This is a genomic window from Bacillus thuringiensis (genome assembly GCF_022095615.2).
In the GTDB taxonomy this organism is placed as follows: domain Bacteria; phylum Bacillota; class Bacilli; order Bacillales; family Bacillaceae_G; genus Bacillus_A; species Bacillus_A cereus_AG.
The window spans coordinates 3,020,338-3,046,552 of the sequence record NZ_CP155559.1 but is presented as its reverse complement, the minus strand read 5'-3'; the positions used below and the strand labels follow the sequence as shown (position 1 = coordinate 3,046,552).

The window sequence follows — 26,215 nt, the reverse complement described above, 5'->3', positions numbered from 1 at the left end:
TTTCGCTTCTTTTTTATTGCGAATATTCGTACACGCATTTGAAGAAACAGTTTATAATGAAAAGTGGACAGCGTGAGAAGGAGAGGGAAAGGGATGTCAATGCGTTTTACTTTTTGGATTATGGTTGGGATTGTAGCAATCTCGGGTTTGTCACAAGGTATGCTCTTACCAGCCATTGCAATGATTTTTGAACAAGAAGGGGTTAGTTCAAGTATTAACGGTATTCATGCGACGGCATTATACATTGGGATATTGGTTATTTCACCGTTTCTTGAAAAACCGATGCAAAAGTTTGGAATGAAACCAATTATCGTTATTGGTGGGTTTCTCGTTATTATTTCATTATTCTTTTTTACACAAACCTTTTCATTTTGGGTATGGTTTATTCTTAGATTTCTAGTTGGAGTCGGAGATCATATGCTTCATGTCGGAACACAAACGTGGATCACGACAACATCAGACCCGAGTAAAATAGGGAGACAAGTATCGATATACGGTGTATTCTTCGGAATTGGTTTTGCCGTCGGTCCGTATTTAGCAAGCACTGTTCAGTACGGTCTTGCAACGCCATTTATTATATCTACTATACTTTGTTTAATAGGTTGGCTCTTACTACTTCCAACGAAAAATGCATTCCCAGCACAAGATGAAAGAGAAGAGAAGAGTGAATCATCATTTTCTCGTTATAAACAAGTTGTTGGATTAGGATGGATTGCGTTACTTGGGCCACTTGCATATGGTGTACTCGAAGCAATGTTAAATAGTAACTTACCAGTATACGCGCTTCGCAAAGGATGGTCTGTTTCAGAAGTATCCTTCTTATTACCAGCATTTGCAGTTGGGGGCATTATTACACAAATTCCACTCGGTATATTGAGTGACAAATACGGAAGGGACCGTATATTAACGTGGACGTTTAGCGTAAGTACGGGTATTTTCCTACTTGCAGCAGTATTTGATCAATATTACTGGATCGTCTTTGCTTGCATGTTGTTAGCGGGTATGGTCATTGGATCGTGCTTCTCATTAGGTCTTGGATTTATGACAGATTTATTACCGAGACACTTACTACCAGCAGGAAATATATTATCTGGAATCGCCTTTAGTTTAGGAAGTATACTAGGACCTGTATTAGGAGGCGTATTTATAGAAAAAATACAGTATACAAGCTTTTTCATTGCGGTTATGATTATAATAGGAGTTCTCGCAATGGTATATATGATCTACATGAAGAATCAATTCGCATCAAGAAAAATAGAAAGTAGGTTAGGGCATGACAAAACAACCTAATAAGAAAAAATTTGAAGTACTCGAAAACGAAACAATTACAGACTGTTTAGCGCGCATGGAACAAGAAGGATACGCACCGTCTCGTCGCATGGAAGAGCCAATCTTTCATGAAGTGAAGAAAGACGGCAAAACAGAAGTTGAACCGTGCGGTAGAAAAATTGTTTTTGAGGGGAAATTGAAGTAATAAGTTATATAAACAAAATTTGCTTTGAGGTGTAAGTAAGATAAAACATATCTTGTTCTCAAATAAAAAAACGCTATTGATTCTAATATCAATAGCGTTTTTATTTATATTAAATATATAGATCAAAATGAATTTCTGCTTGAATTGAACTAGCAAAATCAATAATGTTTTTTTGTAAATACATTGCGGGTGATTCGTTATTCGCCACTTGAATCACTACCATAAAAAGAAACTCTAAACTATACTTCTTCTTGAGATGTTTTAATTGTTCTATTTTCCCTTCAAGAGATTTTAGAATAACGTTCAACTGATTATTTATGTCGTATGATTCTTGGTATCCAGTGCTTATAGTCCAATCCGTCTCTTTTCTATATAGGGTCTTGGTGGATACAAGATTCGGATTATCATGTCTTTCAACAACATCACCTTTTTTATAAGTTTTTGTAGGATCGATACTTAGGGCGTCGGTAATTGCTTCAACAGGGAATATATCACCCGTTGCACTAAAATAAGCCATAACTTTTGTTTTATCCAGAACGGTTCCTCCTCTAGTATTAAGATGTTACTTTTATTACATTATAAAAATTCATGAATGTAAATAAAATTTTTATCCCACTATGTGTGGGCAGTAAAGCTTCCATCTCAAAATCGGCGAATAAAACTTCACTAGTTACATTGTATTGAATTTCGCCGTTGGGACATCGGTTATATAGCTGGATACCTATACCTTTGTAGGAAAGAACAATTATACAAAAGTAGGATGCTTAAAAATATATTTATTTGTATGATAAAAACAAAACATATTTCAAAAATCAGAAGGTAGGAGAGGGAGAAATATATATAATGATACAAAGCATATATGAAACTCATTTACATGTAAGGAATTTAGAAAAGGCGATAGATTTCTATCAAAATAAGTTAGGTTTATCATTAGCAAAAAAACTATCGAAAAGACGAGTTGCGTTCTTTTGGGTAGGAGAAAATAAAAAACAAATGCTCGGATTATGGGAAGTACGTAATAATGAAGATTTTGAGACGAAACACTTCGCTTTTCGTGTGGATTTAGAATTTTTAAAGACTTCTAAATTATGGTTAGAGAATCGTGGAATAGAGGTAGTAGGGAGTCAGGGGAAGGGAAATGAAGAGCCAATTGTCCAAAGATGGATGCCAGCTGCAAGCATATACTTTCTAGATTGTGATGGGAATAAATTAGAGTTTATTTCTATGTTATACGATGACCCAGATGAATTAGAATATGCAACGTATTTAAGTGAATGGGATGCAGAACACCAAGAGAAATAAAGTTTAATCAGTGGGAGTTTAATAGATTTATATTATGCAAAATAGATAGGAACAAAATAAAATCCCTCAAGAATAAGAGTGTTCTTGAAGGATTTTAGTATGCTTTACATATTTTATATGGCTTGTAACGTATTAACGATCTTCAGTTTTAGATATTTCAGCGCGTTGAATATAACCATCAGAGAAGCTGAAATAAAGAGAATAGCTTCCTCGATTATATATAAAGCCTTCACTAGTCATATCCGCTCCAATTTCATCTGGTTCACCAAACCACTCTTTTAATTCATTGATAGTGATGTCCATTTTTACCCATATATATCTAGCGTCCGAAGGGTACATGTCAATATTATAATCTCCGTATACTGCTGTATTAGGTGCATCACATTCTGTACATGGTGCTTGCTTTAAAACATCAGGCGCTCCATATTCTTTTTTCACCTCAGATATATCTTTACCCAGTGCATTTAATTTAAATGGACCAAACGTCCCATTCTGTAAAGCTGTTGTTAACATTTGTTTCAGTTCTTCTTTTGAATTAATGTTGAAATTATAAGATCTGTTCTTTGCTATTGCATTATAGAAAAATTGTGCATACTGCTCACGCTTCACAATCATGTTTCCATTAAAATTACCTGACTCGTCACCTTGTGCTATACGGTTACTACGCACTGCATTTACAGCTTCATAGGCCCAATGACCTTTTGGTACATCTTTAAATTTCTCTTGTCCTTTTGATTCTAAATGAAATGCTTTTTGTAGTATTACTGCCATTTCATATCGAGTTAATACATCATCTGGACGAAATGTACCTGATCCATCACCTGTCATAATTCCAGCTTGCGCAATGGCTTTAATATCCTTTTCAAACATATGATTTGTAATGTCACTAAACATATTCGCCTGTTTATCGTCTGCTATTAAGCCTAAATGTCGATTGACTAAAGAAGCTACCTGTCCTCTAGTAACATTGTCTCCAAAACCAAATTTCCCATTTCCGTATCCCTTATAAATTCCTGCTGACGCTAAGTAATCGATAGCATCTTTTGACCAGTGGTCCTTTGGTACATCTGTAAATACAGTGTTCGCATTGCTAGCTACTGTATAGCTATTCGTAGTTGTTTGTGCGTTTGCTGTGCCTACCATCATTGTAGTTGCTAGTGCTGCGGTGATTACGAATCCGAAAATTTTTTTAGCTTTGCTTGTTTTCTTGCTCATTTGAGAGAGCCTCCCCAGTTTCATTTAACTTTATTATACGTATTACACATATACATCGTAATTGTAACATATAAACAATGATTATTTTCCATTAATTTCTGTAATGTGGATAAAATTTCAATGATCTACATGAAACTATAATTTTTAGATGATAAATATTCATCTCTATTTGATAGTAGTAGATATACAGTAAGTTCTATTTTTCCAATCTGTGATAGAAAACAGAACGTATATTTGGTATAATCAAAATATACTATATGAAACGATGTACATGAGTTTGAGATTTATGAAAAAAGGTAAGTAATACATAATAATAACTACGCTATAGTGTTCAGTTCATGTTATACAAATCAATCGTTAGAGAGGAAAAGAAGTATGAATCAAATTTCATTCGAAGATTTATTTGAAGAAGAAAACAAACCAGAAAAGGTGGAGGTAGCTAATATACCAGAGCCTTTATCGCCATTACAAAAAGATATATTGGAATTAGTGGATTCGGAAGAAATAAGTGCGCTTGAGCTATGTGAACAATTAATACGATCTGGCAAAATACCAGATGAAAGATTCACAACGAATAAGCCGAAAGCATATGGACAAGTATGCTTACTATTAGAAGGTTTTGTTAAAGAAGGAAGGCTTATTTTTGTCAAAAGTGATGAGAAAAGAGATAGGGTTTATAAATTGAATGAAGAAGTTTTTAACGGATAAGGTGTACAGGGGGAAATGAATAATTTCCTAGGGGAGTTCATTCATTTTGCTTATCAAAAAGGTGTCAATCTTGCTTAGATTGACACCTTTTTTTAATAATCTAACATCTTACATACTTACGTTTGAAACCAAGTCTGCCTCTATCAAGTTCTTTCTGAATACTCTCTGTAGCATTTAACAAACTGCTTTTTCTATTATCACGTTTTACTTCAACTATACCAACTTCTTTTGCAATCTCGACTGCTTTTTCGTGTAGTGGTACATATGAAATGGCCACCGTGTTTAGGAAATTATTCATAGCGGATTTTGTTCGTTCCGGCGAATGATGGATTGTATTTTTTACCATTTCAAGCATAGTGGCAATTTTGCTTTCGACAAATTCGTTGTCTTTGCGATTTCCTAAAAGCCAGCAGTAGCAATTCCAGCCTGCAGACATTTTAAGCTCGTCTCCACTTGCAATCCATGTATCAGCAACATCTTGTGCAATATTTGATTCGGATAAAGTTACTGCCACTACATAATCAGATAGCATATAAAAATACGCTCCATCTATCCAGCGATCAAAATCAGACTCACTCATAGCTTTTGGATCCGCAATAATGCCTGCAAAGTACATAGCATCGTAGTTGCCTGTCGCATAAAGTTCTTCAGCTAACTCTTGATTTACTTTAATTTTTTTAGCGATTGGTTTCATAGCACCTGTGGCTACGCCAAAAACTGGCTCGTGCGCACCGTTAGATATGTATATTTTTTTCGTTCTTTCTTTACCAAGGGCCTCAAGCTCTTGCATAACTGTTTTAAAATCCAAAGCTGTGCACTTCCTTCCTTAATATAAAGATTATTTTAATTGCGAGCATTTAGTCTAAATTTCTTATTAAATCTTCTTCATTTTTCAATTTTAATCGTAATCAAGAGGTATGTCTATTTTCTATAGTCCCTTGCATATGCATGGTGAAAGTAATAGAGAGAAAAGAAGTAGCGTTTGCTGTAGCTATCGGAGCATAGGTTTTTTATTTTTTATAAGTGCTTTTGACGGCGATAGCAATTGGTTATAAAATAATGTCTGTTAAGGGATTTTCTAGAAACTATTATTCGCCTGCTGGGGATAAAATGAAGTGATTATAAAAAGGCGGAATAAACATATTTATATACATAGTAGGTTCATAGTCTTTCACGAATGAGAAAATAAAGGGAGGTTGAGATACTTACACGAACAGTGTAGGTATCGATTACAGCAATGAATAAAATAATAAAAAAAAGAGTAATTGCGTTATCAACTAGTTTAGTAATGTTAGGCGGCGCGCCTTTAGCAATATCAGCAGAAGAGAGTAAAACTGATCAACTTCGTATCGCGCAAGGGGAACATGGAACGATCGGATTAAGCTATTCTAATTTCAATCTAGAAACTCCTGATCACATGCAAATTAACGAAGAGGAAGTATCGGAGAACGAGAAGCTCCTTCTAGAAGAATATAAACATAAACATGATGAAACAGAAGAGTTACATAAAATGAAAGAAGCGAAAAAAGGTCAAGTAGCAGAAGAGGAAGCTATTTCAAACATTGAAAAGGCATTTGAACATGTAGACGGTCGAAATGATGGCTCTACTCGTGAAATGAAGCCGGTTGAAAAGCCAAGAGCTATTCAGTATAGTGCATCGATGACTACAAAAAAATATGGAACACTTGCAGGTGTCCCGTTTGTAGAGTGGATTGTTCCAGCAGGAAACCCTGATATTCGCCCTGCCAATCCGATGAAAGCACGTTACATTACAATTCATGAGACTGCAAATATAGCCCGTGGTGCGAATGCTGAAAATCATGCGAAATATTTGTATAAACAAGCAACGGAAGGTACGTTCCGAACAGCTTCATGGCATTTTACAGTGGACGATAAACAAATTTATCAGCACTTACCAACAAACGAAAACGGTTGGCATGCAGGAGATGGTGATGGTTCAGGAAATAGAGAATCTATCGGTATTGAAATTTCAGTTAACCAAGATGGAGATTACAATAAAGCGTTAGAGAATGCAAAGCGACTTGCAGGTTACTTAATGAATAAAGAAGGAATTAGCGCGGACCACATTTATAGGCATCAACAATGGAGTGGAAAAAACTGTCCGGACATTTTAATTTCTCGCGGGAATTGGACTGGTTTCGTACAAGGAATTCAATGGTATGCAAATGTTAATGCACAAATTGATTCGCCTTTACAAGAAAGAAATGAGCTATTTGATTCAAATGAATATAATCCAGCTGAACCTAATATGGAGCTTGTAGTGAATGGTGACGGCATAAACGTACGTAGTGGCGTAGGCCTTGAGCATCATATTGTTCGTAAAGCTTCAAAAGGAGACCGTTACAAAGTGTTAGCGGTTAAAAACGGTTGGTATAAAGTAGGTAACGATGAGTGGATTTTCTATAACCCAAGCTGGATTAAGATCAACTACAATGTGCCAAATAAAGAAGTGCAAAAACCAAAAGATGACATTACAGGTAAATGGTTTGAAGGGCATATTCGTAAACTGAATAGCCTAGGAATTATGCATGGTGAAGGAAATGGTGTATTTGCGCCTTATCGAAATATAACAAGAGCCGAGTTTGCGACATTAATCTCAAATGCTCTTAAACTACCAGAAGGAAATAAATCATTTGTAGATATTAACGAAGCGCATCCATCACTTCATAGTGGTATTAAACGTAGTGCAAGTGCAGGAATTATTAACGGTCGTGGCGGAGGGATTTTTGATCCTAACGCATCTATCACTCGTGAAGAAGCATCTATCATGATTGACAACGCATTACAGTATAAAGGTGTTACAGGTAAATTAGTCGCATTACCATTTACAGACCAACATTTGATCACATATAAACAGCATGTTCAACGATTATACAGCTTACAGGTAGTTACTGGTGTTGGAAATAATGAGTTTAATCCTAAAGGTACAACAACTCGTGGTGAGGCAGCTGCCTTTTTAGTGAAGATGTTAGATGCAAGTCAAAAATAGAAAGAATGATAAAGGAGCTATCCAAAATGAGAATTTGGAGCAGCTCCTTTTTATTTTAACCACTATTAAGCCCCTTCCAAGCCCCTCATAAGCACCTACCAAGTAATAAATCACTAAGAAAAAACAATACAAAACAAAAACAACTACAAGAACAAAAAAGCGCGAAAAAATAAAATCGTCGTTGTAGTAGTTAAAAAAATTTGGAATTCAAATGCAAAAACAAAGCCCTCATTCCTATATGTATATTGAAGGATTGAAATCTGCCTTTTTATCCCGCATTAACGGGCAGTAAGATCCCCACCTCAAAATTCAGCAAAAGCAAAGAACTTAGGTGGGGGATCAACTGCCCGTAAAAGCCCGATTGGTTCAACTAATAATCAGTGGGGGATGAACAAAATCCCCACTGATTAAAGTTTCACTTTATGAATGCAAGGAGGAGGTAAACATATGGCGGTGTACCGTAATGTGCAGGTGAACTTTTGGCAAGATGAATTCATATTAGATTTAACGCCAGAGGAGCGTTATTTTTACATATATTTGTTAACTGGTACGAAAACGAAGCAATGTGGAATTTACGTATTACCGAAGCGAGTGGCAGAGCTTGAAACAGGTTACAGTATGGAAACTGTTGAGAAGTTATTAAATAGGTTTGTTGAATACGGAAAGATTTTATACGATGCGGAAACGAAAGAGTTATATATAATAAATTGGCTACACTACAACCCTATTTTAAATACGAATGTAGAAAAATGTGTGTTACGTGAGTTAAAGACTGTAAAAAATAAAGAATTCATACATATGTTTTTACGTACATGTCTGGAAGAAGAATGGCAGATTCCATTGTTATTGCAGTATTTTGGTATGCCAGAGGAAGAGGATACTAGTAGTTTACAAGAAGTTGTTGAAGAAATAAAAGATGTGGAAGTGGAAGAGGATACTCCACATAGTGAAGTTTATAAGTTTTACGAGCAACATATAAGTAGTCTATCCCCATATATCGTGAAGGAATTGAAAGAGTGGATACGAAAAGTTTCAGGAGAGAGAGTATTAGAGGCGCTTAAAATTGCGTTTGAACAGAATAAGCGAACGCTCGCTTATGTGAAGGGGATTTTGAGGAATTGGTGTAAGAAAGGGCGAGTAGATTTCATTGAAGGAAAGGAAGGGGTACATAAGAGAGAGGTATGTAGTTTGTATGATCCATAGTATGAGAAAGTATGGGTTTTTCAACTTTTCTAAAAGGTGCTTCCTTAAATAGAAGCGAATAGTTTGAGAAAGGAGGGGTTATATGGAAGTTGTTATAAAAAAGAAACGAACTCGTGGTAAGAGAATTTTTATTTGGTCTAGTAGTATCGTCCTTTTGTTAGTTATCTGTGTAGCGATTTTTTTGAACATATATACGCTTAGATCTGTGCCAAAGATAGATGGAACGATAAAGCTAGAGGATTTACAACATGCTGTTATGGTGAAGCGAGATAGTAAAGGGGTACCGCATATTAAAGCGGAAAATGCACATGATTTATATTTTTCGCAAGGGTATGTACAAGCGCAAGATCGTTTGTTCCAAATGGATTTAAGTAGAAGGCAAGCTTCTGGTATGCTGAGTGAAGTTGTAGTGGAAGCAGCTGTTGATCGAGATAAGTTGTTTCGAACGCTCGGTTTACGGCGAGCAGCCGAAGCGTCTGTTAGTCAATATGATGGAGAAGCGAAATATGCCCTGCAATCATTTGCTGATGGGGTGAATGCTTTTATACGTGAGGCGAAAGAGGAAAAGAAATTGCCGGTCGAGTTTACTATATTAGGTTATGAGCCGGCTGAGTGGTCAATTGTAGATTCTTTAACAATTGGCAAGTATATGGCGTTTGATTTAGGCGGACATTGGCACGGTCAGGCATTTCGTTATTGGGCGCTGAAAAATCTACCGAAAGAGCAAGCAAATGAACTATTTCCTACATATCCGAAAGATGCGCCTAGATTGCTAGCTGAACTGGAAAATACAAATGTGAATGTAGCACAAAGTTTTGCAAAAGCGATCATTCCACCAGAGTTTAATGGTAGTAATAACTGGGTTATAAGTGGTGAGAAGAGTGCGTCTGGTAAGCCGATTTTAGCGGATGATCCTCATTTATCTCTTGCGACGCCTTCTATTTGGTATCAATCGAAACTTGAAACGAAAGATTTACATGTGAGTGGCGTTATTTTCGCGGGAGTGCCAGGCGTTATATTAGGTCACAATGACAAAATAGCATGGGGCGTTACGAATACCGGTCCTGATGTGCAAGATTTATATATTGAGAAGCGAAATCCTAATAATGAAAATGAATTTCTGTATAACGATAAGTGGGAAAAAGCTACTGTTGTGGATGAATCTATTAAAGTAAAAGGCGGGAAAACAATCCCATATAATGTTACGGTTACGAGGCATGGTCCAGTCATTTCAGAGTTTGCGGATAAAGGGAAAGAGAAAACGAAAACAGTATTTGCTTTGAAATGGACTGCTTTGGAGCCTTCTGCTGAATTAAAGGCTGTATTAAATATGAATAAGGCGAAAGACTGGAATGAGTTTGAAACGGCTCTTCAAGATTTTCATACACCAACTCAAAACTTTGTGTTTGCATCAAACGACGGCACAATCGCTTATAAAGCGAATGGAAATATACCAGTGCGTAAAAAAGGTGATGGTAGTTTGCCTGTTCCAGGATGGACAGATGAATATGAATGGGAAGGGTATATCCCGTTTGATCAACTTCCAAAAGTAATCAATCCAAAACAAGGGTTTATTTCAACTGCGAATAATAAAATTGTTGATGATCATTATCCGTACCATATTAGTAATACGTGGGCGCAGCCATATAGACAAATGCGTATTCAAGAATTTTTACAAGAAAAAGAAAAGTATACGGTGAAAGATTTAGAAGAGTTACAGATGGATCAAAAAAATTTATACGGGAAAGAGTTTACTCCTATATTGTTAAAAGAGTTAAATAAAGCATCTTTAAATGAAGTAGAGAAAGAAGGAGTAAAACAATTAACAAAATGGAATTTTTACGATAGTAAAGATGAAGCAGCACCATTACTATTCCATTTGTTAATGAAAGAGATTTCAAATACGTTATTTTCAAAAGAAATACCGAAAGATGTGATGGAGTTATTTGAAGGGAAGCCACAAGTTGTTGATGAATTGATTCGAAAAGAAGTAGCAGGAGAAAAGAGCGCTTGGTTTACGAAGTATGGGGGCTTTACGAAAGTTGTTCATACATCGTACGAAAATGTAATGAAGAAATTACAGAAGGAATATGGACCGAATGTTGCGGAGTGGAAGTGGGGCGATTACCATCAACTGGCGTTCACACATCCAATTTCAAAATCATCTAGTATGTTAGCGCTACTAGCATTTAATCGTGAAAAACCAGTCCCAATTGGCGGAAGTCAAGTTACCGTTCAAGCAGCGAGTTACGGTGATAACGGTATTGTAAATCACGGGGCGTCTTGGAGATTCGTCATTGATACGAAAGATATGTCAAACGGTTATCATATCGTAGGACCAGGACAATCAGGACTTTTTAGAAGTGATTGGTATCATGATCAAATAGATGACTGGGTAAATGGCACGTATCATACGACTACATTGAATACGGAGGGGATAGAGGGGAAAGTGTTAACTTTACAGCCGAAGTGATAATATTTCCACTGATGAAAACTTATAAATTAGAACATAAACCATTCCTAAAATAATTTTAAAAGCCTACTATTAGTTAAGTGGATAGTAGGCTTTTGTGTTTTAGAGAATAAGATTCAATGATTTTATTATTGCAAAACAGTAAGTGTTTTAACATTTACTTATATGATAACGGGCCTTTTACTCTGTTACAAAGGAAACCACACAAAGCGTTCTGTTTCTTTGTTACTTCTTTTTATACCCCGCAAAATATTTTGTTATTCAATAATTCCAATTTCTAGAGCCTTTTGAACAGCTTCTTCCTTGTTACGGACTCCTAGCTTTGCATAAGCTGTGGATGCATAATTTCTGACCGTACCATTCGATAAATATAATCTTGATGCTATGGTAGTGTATCGAAGTCCTTTTGCTACTAGCTGCAATATTTCTATCTCCCTAGCTGTTAGCTCATAAGCGGTTGCTTTTGATTGTGGTGTCTCTTTTGGCTCATCAAACTTCTCAAATATTTTGTGAGACATTCCCTGATCAATCAGTGTCCCACCTTTGTGAATAAGTCGAATCGTATTAGCTAGTTCCAACGTTTCAATAGATTTGAGTAAAAAACCATCCGCACCGTTGCGAAGTGATTCCAATGCCTGTTCGGTATCCTGAAAAGTTGTAAAAATCAATACGCGGATATGTGGCCATTGTTGCTTAATCTTTTTGGTTGCTTCGACTCCATCCATGTGTTGCATATCTAGATCCATAAGTATAACATGGGGTTGAAGGCGCCCACACAAATCGATGGCTTGATTGCCATCCTCAGCCAAACCGACTACATTTAAGTCTTCATATCTATCGAGTAGTGTCCTCAAAGTTTCCCGAACAAATGGCTGGTCGTCTACAATTAACAAACGAATAAGTCCATCTTTTATTTCAGCTTGTCGCGGTATGGTACAGGTAACAAGCATTCCTTCATCTGGCTGTGTATATACAGACAATTGACCTTGCAAATTCATTGCCCGCTCTTTCATCGCATTCATTCCAAAGCCTTCTTGCCATTCTACATTTCCTTTTCCATTATCTTGAACTTCTAATCTCGTATATTGTTGTTCAAACTGCAATGTAACTATAATTTCAGTCCCTTGACCATGACGTACTGCATTTGTAAGAGATTCTTGTAAGCAGCGAATGAATGCGATCTTCGCTTGCCGAGATAATTCATATTCCTCTCCGTATGCCCGAAAACTTACATTTACCTGAGCATGCTCCTGAAATTCGGCTCCAAGATTTTGTAGAGATTGAATTAAGGAAGGCGATTGACACGGAGAATCCATTTGATGTAGGTAACCTCTCACGTCTTCGATGCTTTTACGTCCCATTTCAAGCAGAGAATCTAGCCTTTGTATACCCATTTCAGTAGCAAGTTCGGTCCGCAACGTTTCCATTCCCATAATAATAGAAGTATAAGCGTGACCAACTGTATCATGAAGCTCACTCGACAGTCTGTTCCGTTCCTCTGCCAGTGTAATGCGTTCAATCTGAGACATATATTGCTCAAGTACCGCGTTTTGTTTACGAATCGCTTCATTTTGCTTATGATTGACGATTAGTAAATGGAAAGCGAAGCCCATTACATAAGCAAGTCCATAGTGGGTAACTAAAATCCAATAACTATTACTTGGTGCAACCGCATAGAGAATTCCAGTTGTTATAAAAACTGTTGTTGGAGCTGTCCAATAATAGGACAAATGCTTACTATTCGCAGCAATCAGAAAAACCAATATAAGAAATGTAACGTAAGCTGCCGGAAATAAAGAAGTTAAATAAATACACAGTCCACCATATATCAGTATTTCTGCGAACAGGTAATATTTGTAATTGAACAGTAAGGCTACCCATGGAATTGAGAAGGCAATAATTTCCCAAAGAATAATGATCCAAAGTGGCAATGTTAAACCATCCTGAACATTTAATGTGTTTATGGCGATAGAGATACTAACAAGTATACGGACTCCTAACATAATCCAATCGTACCAAAACCAATACTTAACCATATCTAACAAGTCATTTACCCCCTAAGTAGCCTACCTTTTTACTTCCTATATTATAATTTAATTCTCCATGCTTATTATACTTTTAAATTTAAAACTGCGATACTACTCACAGACTGCAAACTTCTATTGGTTTAGTTGCCGAATCATACTACGTGTATAGCCCCCAATTTTCTTTGTTAAACCATCGACTATTCTAATACTTAGGGCAGTAAATACTATACCGATAAACATTACAAAGAGTGACTTGGCAAAAGTATCTATCTGTATAAATATAATATTCATATCGATGTGTTGATATAGTAGTGGAGCCAACAGGAACATAAGTGGCAGTACATAAAAAATGATTGCACTAATGAGACTGAAAATGCCAATCACAAATTTCTGCATTAACCAATAGATAGCAAACCAAGTGCGACGATCTGTAAGCACTAATTTCACCTGAACCCAGTTCGATGTATCCATTGTTATACTTTTATCGTAAGAGTCTATTGAAATATCGGTATAAATTTTCGTCTGTATACGCTCGAATTGGATAAAAGGTGTAGTAGTTTGTAGTACGCGTATAACTAGTGGAATCCCAACTACCGTAAATGAAAGGGTGAAACTGAATAGCAGAGCTATTAGATAAAAACAAAAATAAAACAATCCTGTAACGAAAGTTAACAATAAAAAATAACCATTCTGGATGAATCTTGATTTCATAATGTTCATCGCTCCTATCTATGCAATAACCGAATCATACTGCTTTTTTTGTCATTCTCACTAGTGTAAAAGTGTCATATGACATTTCTAAATGATGTTAAAAAGGGGAGAGCTACCTACTTCTGGTTAAAAAGATGCTTTTATTAATCTCCACAAAACAATCCCGTTTTTGCATCTGCAAGAACGGGATTGTTTTATACTTTTATTTAATATGAGATGGACTTGTTTTTCGAATGTGAAAAATAATATCAAATTGCTCAAGCAATGATTTATCAAAGTATACCGATTCATTTGGGAAGATTTGTCCCCCTATACTTAGTAATGGTCTTTTTGTTTTAACCCATTTCTCTGCTTGTCCTTTAAGGTGACGGTTATCCAATAAAAACATGTTATATGGTACTTTTCCGAGGGTATAATTAAAGCTATTCACATTTTGTGGAATTTCGCGAGTTGTAATCTTACCTCCAGTGGAAGGATCATATTCGCTGTATAAGGTGAAATTTCCCTCCGTAGTTGTACTACCAATTGTGACATAATTATTGTCTAAACGTTCCTTCAAAAACTGCCCGGCAACATAAGGGTATAATTTCTCATCGATAATTCCTTTAGCTATATGAATATTGTGTCCCCATACCATCGTTTTACCACCCAATGCCTCTTGTGCCCACATTGCATGATCGGCCAAGTACTGCTCATGTAGCTTTAACATACTTGGATAGTCGTTAGGAATTAGCATTGTGGTAAATTTCTCTATTGCACTTGCCGTTGCCTTCGCCCAAATGTACTCGGATGAAACTATTTCTGTGTTGGCTTGCGTATTTTCATCTTTTAGTAATCGAGCTACTCTCTCAGCGTTTGCTTTGAACTTTTCTTTTATTTCAGGAGCAAGGTCCATATATTCCTGTGTACTTCCATGAAAAGCCGACAATTCTTTATAATTTTCTTCTACTTCTGCCAGCAAATCTGGTCGATGCAGCCTTACATAATCAATTACTTTATTAAAGCAACCTTGGTCCAACTCCTTTAAGTCGAGCCCAATAAATTGGATCTTTTTTTTATTGGATGGATCAGCATTATAATCTTTCATCCACTCAATCATGGCTATAATTTCATCAGTAGGATATAACAAGTTTAAAAAATCCCTAGGGTTCCCTTTTCCTGTTTGGATATATTCATTTAGCTTTAAGCCATTTCCCCAATCTTCTTCCATTGTGAAATTTGTAAAACCCATCTCAGTAACCAAATATTTCACAAGTCGAAACTTCATAGTGAAAATTTCAGAGCTTCCATGAGTATTCTCTCCTAATGCTACATATTGTGCGCTCCCAACCATTTTCTTAAGGGGTTTTAAATCCTCAAATGTTTTTGATGGCTCTATCGTTTTTAATGGGTAAGCTTGTGATTGTATTGATTTAACTATATTTTTTTGGATTGATTGACCTGAATTTTCGACTGCTACTGTTTGAGCGTTTCCTACTTCCACACATCCTGTGACTAATAAAGCTGTACTAACCATTGCAATTATTCTTTTCTTATTCATTTTTTCCACCTCAATTGAATTATTTGTAAAAGCAAGATTGATTCATGTACTTGCACGAACCAATTGCCTTAATTCAATTGTTATCTATCCCATATCATATTTTCTAGTTACATATTGTCATAAGGTTAAATTGACACAAGTCATAGGTTAATCATTACACTTTTGTACTACCGGCTATGACAACTTATAAATAATAATTATATTGATGAGTCGCAAGTAAGACTCGATTATGAGTTTGGGAGGGATGTTAAAGATGAATGAAATGATCTGTATGCCAAAATATTTCTATTCCAAGTTGTGTCTGTAGAAATGACAAGAAGTAAATTCGATAAACAAGTGAATGAAAGGGGAAGGGCGGATTACAATGATATTACACGCAAAATCGTTCCACAATAAAGATAAAATCCAACGTGCTAAAATAGGACTTCAACTCTTTCTGAGTATCTTAATCATTACTTCTATTATCTTAAATGTAGTAGTAATAATTACGAAAAGTATGCCGCTTATTGTGGTATATATGTTTACCCCAGCATTATCTTCTATTTTGACTCGCATAATACTGAAAGAAGGATTTAAAGATGTATCTTTTAGTCTCGGTAACTTAAAGATATGGAAGGGGATTGGTCTTGCTCTGCTAATACCTATGGTTATTTGTGGAATTACTTATTCTATCGCCTGGTTGAGCGGCATTGCGAGGTTTCAGCATCCCGAAGGTGGTATGTTAGAACCAATCTACAATATACTTGGACTTCAGTATCTACCGGAACCATTCAGTTTCATTTATCTAGTAGTATTGAGCGGCATTTTCGGAAGCTTGCTTAATTTAATCCCAGTTTTGGGAGAAGAGATGGGTTGGCGAGGTTATATGCTCACAAGGCTAGTCGATGCAGAGTTTTCACGGCCCATCCTTATTAGCGGATTGATTTGGGCAACGTGGCATGTTCCAATTGTTATTGCTGGTCTATATGTAGAGGGACCGTCTCTCGTTCTTTCAGTACTTGGCATCTATTTTTGTATTGTGCCATTCAGTTATATTACAGCTTATTTACGACTTATCACAGGTAGCGTTTGGCCTTCGGTTATTATCCATACTACTTGGAATGCCATTATTCAAGGACCTTTCGCACGTGCAAGTACAGGATATCAAACTGATATTTGGATTGGAGAATCTGGCTTGATAACCGCTATTATTATCTTAATTACTGCAATAATTATGTCTCGAATAATAAACCTTACTAAATAGCATACGGATGTGTTGTAAATTCAATTAGTGAAATATGACAAGGCGAAATAAGACGCCCCTAAAAATATAGTTATATGCATAAATATCATAATTAGGTAGGTGTTATATGCAAATATAATGGAGGTGCAATTATGAATATTCAAAGACATGAAAGTAATACAAACAAAAAACGAATATAGATAAAAATTTTTTGATACATTTATGAGTATAAAAATTTATTTATACGAAAAGATAGATGTGATTAGATTATCAGAAAAAATGCAATAACTTCAATCGTGAAAAGATAAAAAGGGAGCAGAAATACGCTCCTTTTTTATTTACCTTACTATTTTTAGGAGGTTAGTATGAATAAGGTATGAATAAAGGATGAATAGCATTTTTTTGGATGAAAATCCCACTCTTTTTTGTATGGAATATATGTGAAACGTTGTATAAAATAAGCAAGTATGCCAAGAATAATAGGAGGAAAGTTGTGAAGAGAAATAAGAGTTTAGTAAGTTTTTTAGGAGTGTTTATTATGTTGTTTTCTTTTTGTTTTCAAGGGAATATACAGGCAGCTGTTCAACCAGGAAAAATAAAATCAGGGAACGTAACGGTATGGGAAGTTGGAAATGTATCGAAAGTGTTAGCTGATGTGAAACGTTTAAATTTAAATACAGTAAATGTACCGATTCAAGTCGACATTCCGAATGTCACTTCTACTAATATGGTAATTAATCAGGCACAAAAGAAACAGGCTATTATTTTAATTCAAGAATTATTAAAGCGTAATATTCAAGTTATAGTGGAACCGTTCCCGTATATTCAGCAAGGAAATGTTGGAGAAACGGAGTGGAATCCAAGTAATATTAATGATTTCTTCTGGAATTGGAAAACGGTTGTTTTGCAAGACATCTTTCATTCGATTACAAGTAAATACAATGTGTATGGGTTCAAGATTGCTTCTAATTTCGTGAATATGGAATATGCAGAAGGATATTGGAGCGATACGATTGATTTTGTTCGTAAGCAGTATAAAGGAAATGTTTTGTATCAAATGAATTGGTGGTTAACAGCAACTTGGGATCCTTCATATGAGGCAAAGTTTAAAGTGAAAATCAATCGTCCGTATTTAAAAAAGGTGGATATTGTAAGTATCGATAGTTGGTTTGAAGTTTCAGGGAAAAGAAATCCATCGTATGAAGAAGTAAGACAAAATTTATTTGCGACGACAGTATATAATCGTGGACAAAATGTTGTTCAGCAACTAGAACAATTACATAAAGCAACAGGAAAGCCTGTTTATTTTGGCGGATTTAACGTTCCGGCGCGTGAACTTGGATTGCAAAATCCGTGGAATCCAAATGTTTCAAATGTATTTTCAAGAGATATACAACTAAACGGGTGGCGTGCTTATCGAAATGTTTTGGAATCGAAGCCATACTTTAAAGGATTCTCAGTTTGGTTTATTGGTTCTAATAATAGTACACATGCGTATCAAATTCATAGTAAAGAAGCAGAGGCAGTTATTAACGGCTGGTACCGAAAATAAATTTTATTAAATAGGTAAGTTTTGAATTTTACCACATATATTTCTAGTGAAAGGCCTTTCACCATCTTATCACCTAGGGGGCAATCATAATGAAATTTTTGTCTTACCTTACAGTAGTTTTGGTGATTCTTGGCGGTTTGAATTGGTTATTTGTAGCGTTAGATTACAATGTAGTTGAGAAATGGTTTGGTTCAATGCCGGCGCTTGTGGACACTATTTATTGGCTCTTTGGTCTTTCTGCTATTTATCAAATTTTTGATCGGTTCTTTACGAACAATTAGCTATTATTCTATTACTACTAGAGTGTTAAGTACGATTATGTACTTAACACTTTTTTGTATGTTTATAAAAAATAGTTTGCACATGCAAGCGATTCCATTGCGTCTTGCGCCGTAATAATAGAAAACAAATTGACCGTATATTATATTTCGGGTTATAATTCAGAAAGTTTAAAAATTAATAAAAATGAGAAATAGGGAGGTTATTAGGGTGATGGAGAGAGTATATAACTTTTCAGCTGGACCATCAATACTCCCTTTGCCAGTTTTAGAGAAAGTGCAAAAGGAGCTTGTAAATTATAACGGGACAGGCATGTCTATTATGGAAATGAGTCATCGATCTTCTTATTTTCAAAGTATTATAGAGGAAGCGAGTAGCCTAATTCGTGAATTAATGAACATTCCTGATGAGTATGAAGTGTTGTTTTTACAAGGCGGTGCGTCATTACAATTTTCTATGATACCGTTAAATGTAATGAATACGTATAAAAAAGCAGGGTACGTATTGACTGGCTCATGGTCTAAAAAGGCGATGCAAGAAGCTGAAAAAGTAGGAGAAGTACAAGTGATTGCTTCTTCTGAAAAAGCGAAGTTTACTACGATTCCTAAGCTGGATGGTTTACGGAGCGATGAAAAACTAGATTATATACATATAACAACGAACAATACAATTGAGGGGACGAAATATGTGGACATTCCACATTTAGATAAAGTACCGCTCGTTGCGGATATGTCCTCAAATATTTTATCAGAACGATATGATGTTACGAAGTTTGGCCTTATATATGCGGGAGCGCAAAAGAACTTAGGGCCAGCGGGCTTAACGATTGCTATTATAAAAAGAGATTTAATTGGGAGAGCAGATCGCTCTTGTCCTACGATGTTAAACTATGAAACTTACAGCAAAAATAACTCCTTATATAATACACCGCCGTCCTTTAGTATTTACGTAACGAAACTTGTACTAGAGTGGTTGAAAGAGCAAGGCGGGGTATCTGCGATTGAAGAACAGAATAGAATGAAATCTTCACTTCTTTACAATTTCTTAGATGAATCAAAATTGTTTACTTCACCAGTTGATCCTACGTATCGATCACTTATGAATATTCCGTTTACAACGCCGTCAGAAGAGCTGAATAATGAGTTTTTACAAAAAGCGAAAGAACGCGGCCTTGTTACGTTAAAAGGACATCGCTCAGTCGGCGGTATGCGTGCAAGTATTTACAATGCGATGCCAGTACACGGTGTACAGCAATTAGTGAATTATATGAAGGAATTTGAGCTTGAGAATAGATAGGGAGATGGGGATATGTTTCGTGTTCAAACGTTAAATCAAATTGCAGAAAAAGGCTTGCAAGTACTTGGCGGAAAGCGTTATGAAGTAGGAGATAGAATGGACCATCCAGATGGTATTTTACTTCGCAGCTATTCTTTACATCAAGAAGAATTTTCAAAAGACTTAAAGGCGATTGCAAGAGCTGGTGCTGGCGTAAATAATATTCCTGTCGAGCGATGTACAGAAAAAGGGATTGTCGTATTTAATACACCAGGAGCTAATGCCAATGCAGTAAAGGAACTTATTATCGCCAGCCTTATTATGTCTTCACGTAACATTATTAACGGAGTAAGCTGGACGAAAAATTTAGAGGGTGAAGAAGTACCGCAGCTTGTTGAATCAGGGAAAAAACAATTTGTTGGATCAGAAATTGCAGGGAAACGTCTAGGCGTTATTGGCCTTGGTGCAATCGGTGCTTTAGTTGCGAACGATGCGTTAGCTTTAGGGATGGATGTTATCGGATACGATCCTTACATTTCAGTTGAAACAGCATGGCGCCTTTCTACGCATGTGCAAAGAGCATTTAGTTTAGATGAAATTTTTGCAACATGTGATTATATTACCCTTCATATTCCTCTTACAAATCAAACGAAGGGGATTATTGGGGAACACGCTGTAGAGAAGATGAAAAAAGGTATGCGTCTATTCAATTTCTCTAGAGGAGAACTTGTAGATGAAAAAGTTCTTCAAACAGCCTTAGAAGAAGATGTTATTACACATTACGTAACGGACTTCCCGAATGAAAATGTGATAAAGATGAAAAATGTAACAGCGACGCCTCATCTTGGTGCATCTACGTCTGAATCGGAAGAAAATTGTGCGGTCATGGCAGCACGTCAATTACGAGAATATTTAGAGACAGGAAATATTCGTAATTCAGTAAACTATCCAAACGTAGAACTTCCGTATATCGGAAAGAAACGAATTACGATTATGCATCAAAATGTACCGAACATGGTAGGACAAATTACAGGATGTTTAGCAGAACATCATATTAATATTGCGGATATGATTAATCGTAGTAAACATTCTTGGGCGTACACAATGATTGATATTGATAACGGAATTGATGATATAATAAAAGAGAACATTGTGGAAAATATAAGCAAAATTACAGGTGTTGTAGCCGTTCGAATGATTGTGTAAAGGAGAGAGGAAAACTTGGCAAAAATCCGACCGTTTCGGGCCATTCGTCCAGTAGAAGAAAAAGCAGCACAAGTTGCAGCTTTACCGTATGACGTTTTAAATAGTGAAGAGGCAAGAGGTGTTGTAAAAGGAAATCCGTATTCTTTCTTACACGTTGATAAAGCAGAAATTGATTTAGACCCAGCACTTTCACCGTACGATGATCGCGTATATGAAAAAGCGGGTGAAAATTTAAATCAACTTATACGAGAAGAAGTGTTCATTCAAGACGAAGAGCCAGCACTATACATTTATGAGCTGACGATGCAAGGTAGAAAGCAGTCAGGGCTTGTCGTTTGTACATCTATTGATGAGTATGAAGATGATACAATTAAAAAACATGAAAGAACGCGTCATGAAAAAGAACTAGATCGTATTCGTCACGTAGATGTGTGTGACGCAAATACAGGTCCTATTTTTTTAACGTATCGTACAAAAGAAGACGTGAAACGATTAATTAGCAACTGGAAAGAAGAACATACACCAATCTATACATTTACAGCAGAAGACGGCGTTAAGCATGTTGCTTGGAAAATAGCTGATGAAGAAGTAATTGCAAGTTTAGTAAACTTATTTGAAGATATCCCGAATCTTTATATTGCAGATGGACATCATCGCTCAGCATCAGCAGCAAAAGTAGGGCTAATGCGAAGAGAACAATTTCCAAATTACACAGGAGAAGAGGAATTTAATTTCTTCCTATCCGTTTTATTCCCTCATGATGAATTATCTATTTGGGACTATAACCGAGTTGTGAAAGATTTAAAGGGCTTATCAGAAGAACAGTTTTTAAAGCAAATCACGCAATACTTTTATGTAGAAGAAGCAGCTGTTTCTCCGTATAAACCAAATGAGCCAAAAACATTTGGTATGTATGTAAATGAGAAATGGTATAAGCTCACAGTGAAAGAGGAAACGTTTGATGCGAATGATCTCGTGAAAGGTTTAGATGTATCTATCCTGCAAGATCATTTATTAAGCCAAGTACTTGAAATACATGATCCGCGATCTGATTCACGCGTCGATTTTGTAGGCGGAATCCGCGGATTAGAAGAACTAGAACGTCTTGTAAATAGCGGTGCATATAAAGCAGCGTTCGCATTATATCCGACATCAATGGAAGCTTTATTAGCAATCGCAGACGCTGGAGAAGTTATGCCGCCAAAATCAACGTGGTTTGAACCGAAACTTCGCAGCGGGTTGTTTGTACATTCGTTAAAATAAACTTCTTTTGAGTGAAAAACCGAAATGATTTTTAGTTTCGGTTTTTCTTATTTTAAAAGGGTTTTTGAGGAGGGGTATGGATGAAATTACAAGTAGGCGAAAAAATCACCTTTGAACGAACTTTTACAAAAGAAGATGTTGCATTATTTACGGAAGTATCAAAAGATGAAGGCGTTCATCATGTTACACCAGATGAGCAGGGGAGATTTGTTGTACAAGGGCTGTTAACATCAACGTTGCCTACAAAAATTGGCGGTGATTATAACGTGTTAGCTCGCAAGATGGATTTTGAATTTTTACGTCCTGTTTTTAGCGGTGATACAATTTGTTGTGACGTAACCATTGAACGATTTGAGCCAGATGAAAAAAATCGTACGAAAATTATTGCGATGTTTACATGTAGGAATCAACTTGAAAAAGAAGTTATGAAGGGGAGTTTTTCGGGGATTATTCTTTAGTTAGTAGAAAAAGTAATGAATAGGTGGGGGCCATGTCAATCGGGCTTAGATTTTTAATTCCACCATAACGAAAGTTTTATACATTGCTGAATACTGATAATAAGACGTTATGTAATATACTCGGTTCTTTTCTTAACTAATAGAAGAATAGTTGAATAAGCTCGTCAACAAAAAGGACATTCCTAGTATTACAAGAAATGTCCTCTCCACTATATTATAGGGTATTTTTTAAAAATTCAAACTCTAAAATTAGTTTACTAGTTTGACCTGTAAACTGATAATGATAGGACCCTCTCAGATTTTCTAAATTACCGGTAGCTTTAATAATTGTTCCTGGGGAATCTAGATTTCCTTTATCAAATATTCCTTGCTCTATAGCTGTAAATGTCCCTTGTTGCCCCTTATATATTCCTTCAAAGTGTAAAAATCCAGAAATTTTAGCAGTAGCCAAGTGACCATCATTTATATTTGAGTCTAGATAATATAATAAGTATTCAACAAAAGCTTTTCCTTTTAATTCACCATCAATATCATATTCAATATGGGCAATATTAATAGGAAAATCTTTTCTAGTATCATCGAGTAGTTTTTCATCCCATTTACTTACTGTAAATGTTACTTCCATACAAGTAAATCCCCCTTTATCATTAGATAAGTAATTTCCATATCATTTAAAAAGCATCAATTCACAGTCATATCTTATAGGAGTGTTTGTATTTGTTGGGGTCCTGCCATATCGCTATTAAGCTAACAAAAAAATACGCTATTCTTCCTGTAGGATCAGGGAAATATAATAATAAAACTTATGGCTATACTTATTTCAAGTTTCACTTTATTCCACGCCACTCTCTAAAATAGAAAAAGATACATTTTCACAATTAATTTCGGCCATCGCACCGTAAGGTAAAATAAACTTCGGTTCGGTATGTCCAAAATTTAAATTATAAAGAATCGGCAAATCTTCTAAGTTATGTTCCTTCATTACTTTCAGTATTTCGTGTTTATAGTCTTCATAATACATTTCGTCTTTTGGTTTACCAAAAATGATGCCTTTTGCTTTTTGGAGAATGCCTTGCGCTGCGTAATTTCGTAACCAATACTTTATATAGCTTGGTTCTGGATGGTCTTCAGAAGTTTCAAAGAAAAGGATACGATTCTCCCAATGTTTTTTCTCAGGCCAAAGTTCCGTTCCTTTTGCAAATTCCAATACTTCTATACAACCACCAATTAAGCGTCCTTGTACAGTAGTAGAGCCTTGAAGTACCTCATAGCCATTGTTTTGTTTCATCGTACGCCTTGTATCTTTATTTACCTCTATCCATTCTAAACGCTCACTCGTCCATTCAGGAGCTGGTTGAATCTCGCCAATTGTCTCATTTGAAAAGAGAGTCCGATTTACCATTTCAATTGTATAAGGATTCATCTCTACATTTTCGGCAAAATCAGTTAAGATTGCTGGACCGTAAAAAGAGGAAATTCCTGCTTTATGACAAAATAAGTGTGAAACGGTATCGTCAGAGTACCCCATAAAGATTTTCGGATTTTCACGTATCACATTAAAATCAATATAAGGTAGTAAACGGATACTATCTTCCCCACCAATATTCGTAATAATTGCTTTAACACGCGTATCTTTAAATGCTGTCATTAAATCTTCCGCACGAGCCCCTGGATTGTTATAAAGGTATTCGCTACCTTTTAAACTATTTGGCATTGGGATAACTGTAAGCCCGAATACTTCTTCTAATCTCTTTACTCCTTGCTCATAACGCCATCTTAGCTTAGAATCACCCGCTCCTCCCCATGAAGCACTTACTGTTGCTACGATATCTCCTGGCTGTAATCTCTTTGGTTTTATTAACATATGAATTCCGCTCCTACATAATGTAATGGACTACAATTATACAAACTGTAGTATTGAAAAATATGATGCATGAGATTATTTTCTTCATCATCAATCCGTTTACCTGCTGTTATGCAAGAATTTAGCAGTAGTGCTGAATATAGGGAAAACCGCTTTATATTTAAAAAGTACAGTATGCAACATTGCATAAGAAAGATGGTTGCTATTTTTTACAACCTGTAACTATAATAGTTACAGGTTGGTCGTATCCAATCAAAAATAAAATCATCATGAATGGAGATGTTTCATAATGGGTATGAAAAAATTAATTTTAGCAGGTGCTTTAGGGATCGCAGCATTATCAGGAACAAATTTACCAGGATTAGAAGTAACAAAAGTGAGTGCAGCTTCTATTGAATCGAATATCTCGACGTTAGAAGGACGAGTAGTAGAAGTAGATAACGGTGTACTTGTTGTGAAATCTAAGCAATATGAAGAACCTATTAGTGTGTATATAGATTCTCTTTCAAACGTGAAAGTAGGAGATGAAGTAAAAGCTACTGGATCTATGATGCGTAATTTTACAGAATATATGGTTGCAACTGCAATTGAAAATACAACAAACAAGTTAGGCATGCACATGAAAGAAGATGGTTCTCCTGATTATGTGATTGGAGAAGTATCAAAAATAGGGACGATGGAAGATGAGGGAGACGGTGCTACTAAATATGTCGTAGTTAAGTATCCATCGCTAAACGGGAAGAAAGTTATTATTGATGTTTTCTTAACAAAGGGACAAGTATTTAATACAGGTGAGAAAGTAAAAGTTGATATGAAGTATGTAGGTTGGGGCGGAAGTTCTATTAACTGGAACACAGTTGATCATATCGAAAAAGTTTATGAGGTAAAGAGCAACGTTGAAAATAATGATGGTGTTTGGATTTGGTCTTAATTAGACGCTTGTAAATAACAAATGTATCATGCAGTACCCATCGAATCATCATATGTATGATAATTCGATGGGTACTTTTTTGTTTTATGTTTTTTTGAGAATAACGGATTTCGGATTAGAATATGATGTTAATACTGGAGCGAAGGTGAAAAAAACAATATGGAAAGAGGTGTTTAAGGGTGGAGCGAGATGATGTTTATTTACGAGCTAAAAAAAGGGTAGAGAATTTACAAGCGTTTTATATTCATTTAACGGTCTATATATTAGTTAACTTAATGCTTTTTTTCATAAATATAAGTTCTGATTCAAGTAAATTATGGTTTTTATATCCACTTGGAGGTTGGGGGATCGGTATCGTTATACACGGTTTAACAACTTTTCCATTTGGGATATTCGGAAAAGAGTGGGAAGAACGAAAGATTAAAGAATATATGGAGAAAGATAAGTAAATGTATTTCTGGAATGTATGAATATAAAATCTCATATACATTTTTATAATCAC

The 26,215-nt window shown here is 35.8% G+C and carries 24 protein-coding genes; 16 read left to right on the top strand and 8 right to left on the bottom strand.

The window, feature by feature from the left end; genetic code table 11:
• The first annotated feature begins 93 nt into the window (after window positions 1–93).
• Both KZZ19_RS15810 and KZZ19_RS15805 read left to right on the top strand, forming a co-directional pair.
• On the top strand, window positions 94–1,290 hold the full coding sequence (locus KZZ19_RS15810) for an MFS transporter (RefSeq protein ID WP_237980865.1): 1,197 nt from the start codon (window positions 94–96) through the stop codon (window positions 1,288–1,290).
• Complete coding sequence (locus tag KZZ19_RS15805; RefSeq protein ID WP_000166302.1) at window positions 1,274–1,474, top strand: NETI motif-containing protein; 201 nt, start codon at window positions 1,274–1,276, stop codon at window positions 1,472–1,474. Before KZZ19_RS15810 ends, KZZ19_RS15805 begins: the two co-directional genes overlap by 17 nt.
• A 109-nt stretch (window positions 1,475–1,583) precedes the next feature.
• Here the strand turns inward: KZZ19_RS15805 and KZZ19_RS15800 are convergent, their stop codons facing one another.
• The gene (locus KZZ19_RS15800) at window positions 1,584–1,991 is read right to left on the bottom strand and encodes a DUF4279 domain-containing protein (RefSeq protein WP_237980866.1); all 408 of its coding nucleotides are present in this window, start codon (window positions 1,989–1,991) and stop codon (window positions 1,584–1,586) included.
• Between the two features lie 326 nt (window positions 1,992–2,317).
• On the opposite strand from KZZ19_RS15800, the gene KZZ19_RS15795 reads away from it, so the two are divergent.
• Window positions 2,318–2,776: a VOC family protein gene (locus KZZ19_RS15795; RefSeq protein ID WP_237980867.1), complete on the top strand. Its 459-nt coding sequence runs from the start codon at window positions 2,318–2,320 to the stop codon at window positions 2,774–2,776.
• 132 nt (window positions 2,777–2,908) lie between these two features.
• On the opposite strand, the gene KZZ19_RS15790 is transcribed toward KZZ19_RS15795, so the two are convergent.
• The gene (locus KZZ19_RS15790) at window positions 2,909–3,991 is read right to left on the bottom strand and encodes an S-layer homology domain-containing protein (protein WP_237980868.1); all 1,083 of its coding nucleotides are present in this window, start codon (window positions 3,989–3,991) and stop codon (window positions 2,909–2,911) included.
• 375 nt (window positions 3,992–4,366) lie between these two features.
• Here KZZ19_RS15790 and KZZ19_RS15785 point away from each other — a divergent pair, with 375 nt between their 5' ends.
• Window positions 4,367–4,699, top strand: coding sequence for a DUF3895 domain-containing protein (locus KZZ19_RS15785; RefSeq protein WP_237980869.1), 333 nt, complete (start codon window positions 4,367–4,369; stop codon window positions 4,697–4,699).
• Window positions 4,700–4,799: 100 nt separating this feature from the next.
• On the opposite strand, the gene KZZ19_RS15780 is transcribed toward KZZ19_RS15785, so the two are convergent.
• On the bottom strand, window positions 4,800–5,507 hold the full coding sequence (locus KZZ19_RS15780) for a DNA alkylation repair protein (RefSeq protein WP_237980870.1): 708 nt from the start codon (window positions 5,505–5,507) through the stop codon (window positions 4,800–4,802).
• 429 nt (window positions 5,508–5,936) lie between these two features.
• Between KZZ19_RS15780 and KZZ19_RS15775 the strand changes: the two genes are divergently transcribed.
• The 3 genes from KZZ19_RS15775 to KZZ19_RS15765 all read left to right on the top strand — a co-directional run bounded on the left by KZZ19_RS15775 (window position 5,937) and on the right by KZZ19_RS15765 (window position 11,385).
• Complete coding sequence (locus KZZ19_RS15775) at window positions 5,937–7,709, top strand: S-layer homology domain-containing protein (protein ID WP_237980871.1); 1,773 nt, start codon at window positions 5,937–5,939, stop codon at window positions 7,707–7,709.
• Window positions 7,710–8,156: 447 nt separating this feature from the next.
• Window positions 8,157–8,912: a DnaD domain-containing protein gene (locus tag KZZ19_RS15770; protein ID WP_237980872.1), complete on the top strand. Its 756-nt coding sequence runs from the start codon at window positions 8,157–8,159 to the stop codon at window positions 8,910–8,912.
• 82 nt (window positions 8,913–8,994) lie between these two features.
• Window positions 8,995–11,385: a penicillin acylase family protein gene (locus tag KZZ19_RS15765; protein WP_237980873.1), complete on the top strand. Its 2,391-nt coding sequence runs from the start codon at window positions 8,995–8,997 to the stop codon at window positions 11,383–11,385.
• Window positions 11,386–11,642: 257 nt separating this feature from the next.
• Here KZZ19_RS15765 and KZZ19_RS15760 read toward each other — a convergent pair whose 3' ends face one another.
• The 3 genes from KZZ19_RS15760 to KZZ19_RS15750 form a co-directional block, all read right to left on the bottom strand.
• Window positions 11,643–13,430, bottom strand: coding sequence for a helix-turn-helix transcriptional regulator (locus tag KZZ19_RS15760; protein WP_237980874.1), 1,788 nt, complete (start codon window positions 13,428–13,430; stop codon window positions 11,643–11,645).
• Between the two features lie 114 nt (window positions 13,431–13,544).
• Window positions 13,545–14,123, bottom strand: coding sequence for a sensor domain-containing protein (locus KZZ19_RS15755; protein ID WP_237980875.1), 579 nt, complete (start codon window positions 14,121–14,123; stop codon window positions 13,545–13,547).
• A 202-nt stretch (window positions 14,124–14,325) separates the two neighbouring features.
• The gene (locus tag KZZ19_RS15750) at window positions 14,326–15,663 is read right to left on the bottom strand and encodes an erythromycin esterase family protein (protein ID WP_237980876.1); all 1,338 of its coding nucleotides are present in this window, start codon (window positions 15,661–15,663) and stop codon (window positions 14,326–14,328) included.
• A 364-nt stretch (window positions 15,664–16,027) separates the two neighbouring features.
• Here KZZ19_RS15750 and KZZ19_RS15745 point away from each other — a divergent pair, with 364 nt between their 5' ends.
• From KZZ19_RS15745 to KZZ19_RS15715, 7 genes are all read left to right on the top strand, one after another.
• Window positions 16,028–16,906 (top strand): CPBP family intramembrane glutamic endopeptidase, encoded by an 879-nt coding sequence (locus KZZ19_RS15745; protein ID WP_237980877.1) that lies wholly within the window; start codon window positions 16,028–16,030, stop codon window positions 16,904–16,906.
• A 472-nt stretch (window positions 16,907–17,378) separates the two neighbouring features.
• A complete protein-coding gene (locus tag KZZ19_RS15740) occupies window positions 17,379–18,437 on the top strand; it encodes a glycoside hydrolase family 113 (RefSeq protein ID WP_237980878.1) in 1,059 nt (352 codons plus the stop codon).
• 89 nt (window positions 18,438–18,526) lie between these two features.
• Window positions 18,527–18,718 (top strand): DUF378 domain-containing protein, encoded by a 192-nt coding sequence (locus KZZ19_RS15735; protein ID WP_088097000.1) that lies wholly within the window; start codon window positions 18,527–18,529, stop codon window positions 18,716–18,718.
• A 211-nt stretch (window positions 18,719–18,929) separates the two neighbouring features.
• Window positions 18,930–20,012, top strand: coding sequence for a 3-phosphoserine/phosphohydroxythreonine transaminase (serC, locus tag KZZ19_RS15730; RefSeq protein WP_237980879.1), 1,083 nt, complete (start codon window positions 18,930–18,932; stop codon window positions 20,010–20,012).
• Window positions 20,013–20,024: 12 nt separating this feature from the next.
• Window positions 20,025–21,197 (top strand): 3-phosphoglycerate dehydrogenase family protein, encoded by a 1,173-nt coding sequence (locus KZZ19_RS15725; protein ID WP_237980880.1) that lies wholly within the window; start codon window positions 20,025–20,027, stop codon window positions 21,195–21,197.
• A 15-nt stretch (window positions 21,198–21,212) separates the two neighbouring features.
• Window positions 21,213–22,460: a DUF1015 domain-containing protein gene (locus KZZ19_RS15720; RefSeq protein WP_237980881.1), complete on the top strand. Its 1,248-nt coding sequence runs from the start codon at window positions 21,213–21,215 to the stop codon at window positions 22,458–22,460.
• A gap of 80 nt (window positions 22,461–22,540) precedes the next feature.
• Entirely contained in the window at window positions 22,541–22,918 is a 378-nt protein-coding gene (locus tag KZZ19_RS15715) for an enoyl-CoA hydratase (protein ID WP_237980882.1), read from the top strand.
• A gap of 214 nt (window positions 22,919–23,132) precedes the next feature.
• On the opposite strand, the gene KZZ19_RS15710 is transcribed toward KZZ19_RS15715, so the two are convergent.
• On the bottom strand, window positions 23,133–23,543 hold the full coding sequence (locus tag KZZ19_RS15710) for a DUF3224 domain-containing protein (protein ID WP_237980883.1): 411 nt from the start codon (window positions 23,541–23,543) through the stop codon (window positions 23,133–23,135).
• A gap of 207 nt (window positions 23,544–23,750) precedes the next feature.
• On the bottom strand, window positions 23,751–24,782 hold the full coding sequence (locus tag KZZ19_RS15705) for a S66 family peptidase (protein ID WP_237980884.1): 1,032 nt from the start codon (window positions 24,780–24,782) through the stop codon (window positions 23,751–23,753).
• A 289-nt stretch (window positions 24,783–25,071) separates the two neighbouring features.
• Here KZZ19_RS15705 and KZZ19_RS15700 point away from each other — a divergent pair, with 289 nt between their 5' ends.
• Window positions 25,072–25,713 (top strand): hypothetical protein, encoded by a 642-nt coding sequence (locus tag KZZ19_RS15700; protein WP_237980885.1) that lies wholly within the window; start codon window positions 25,072–25,074, stop codon window positions 25,711–25,713.
• A gap of 179 nt (window positions 25,714–25,892) precedes the next feature.
• Window positions 25,893–26,162, top strand: coding sequence for a 2TM domain-containing protein (locus KZZ19_RS15695; RefSeq protein WP_088096990.1), 270 nt, complete (start codon window positions 25,893–25,895; stop codon window positions 26,160–26,162).
• Window positions 26,163–26,215 lie beyond the last annotated feature (53 nt).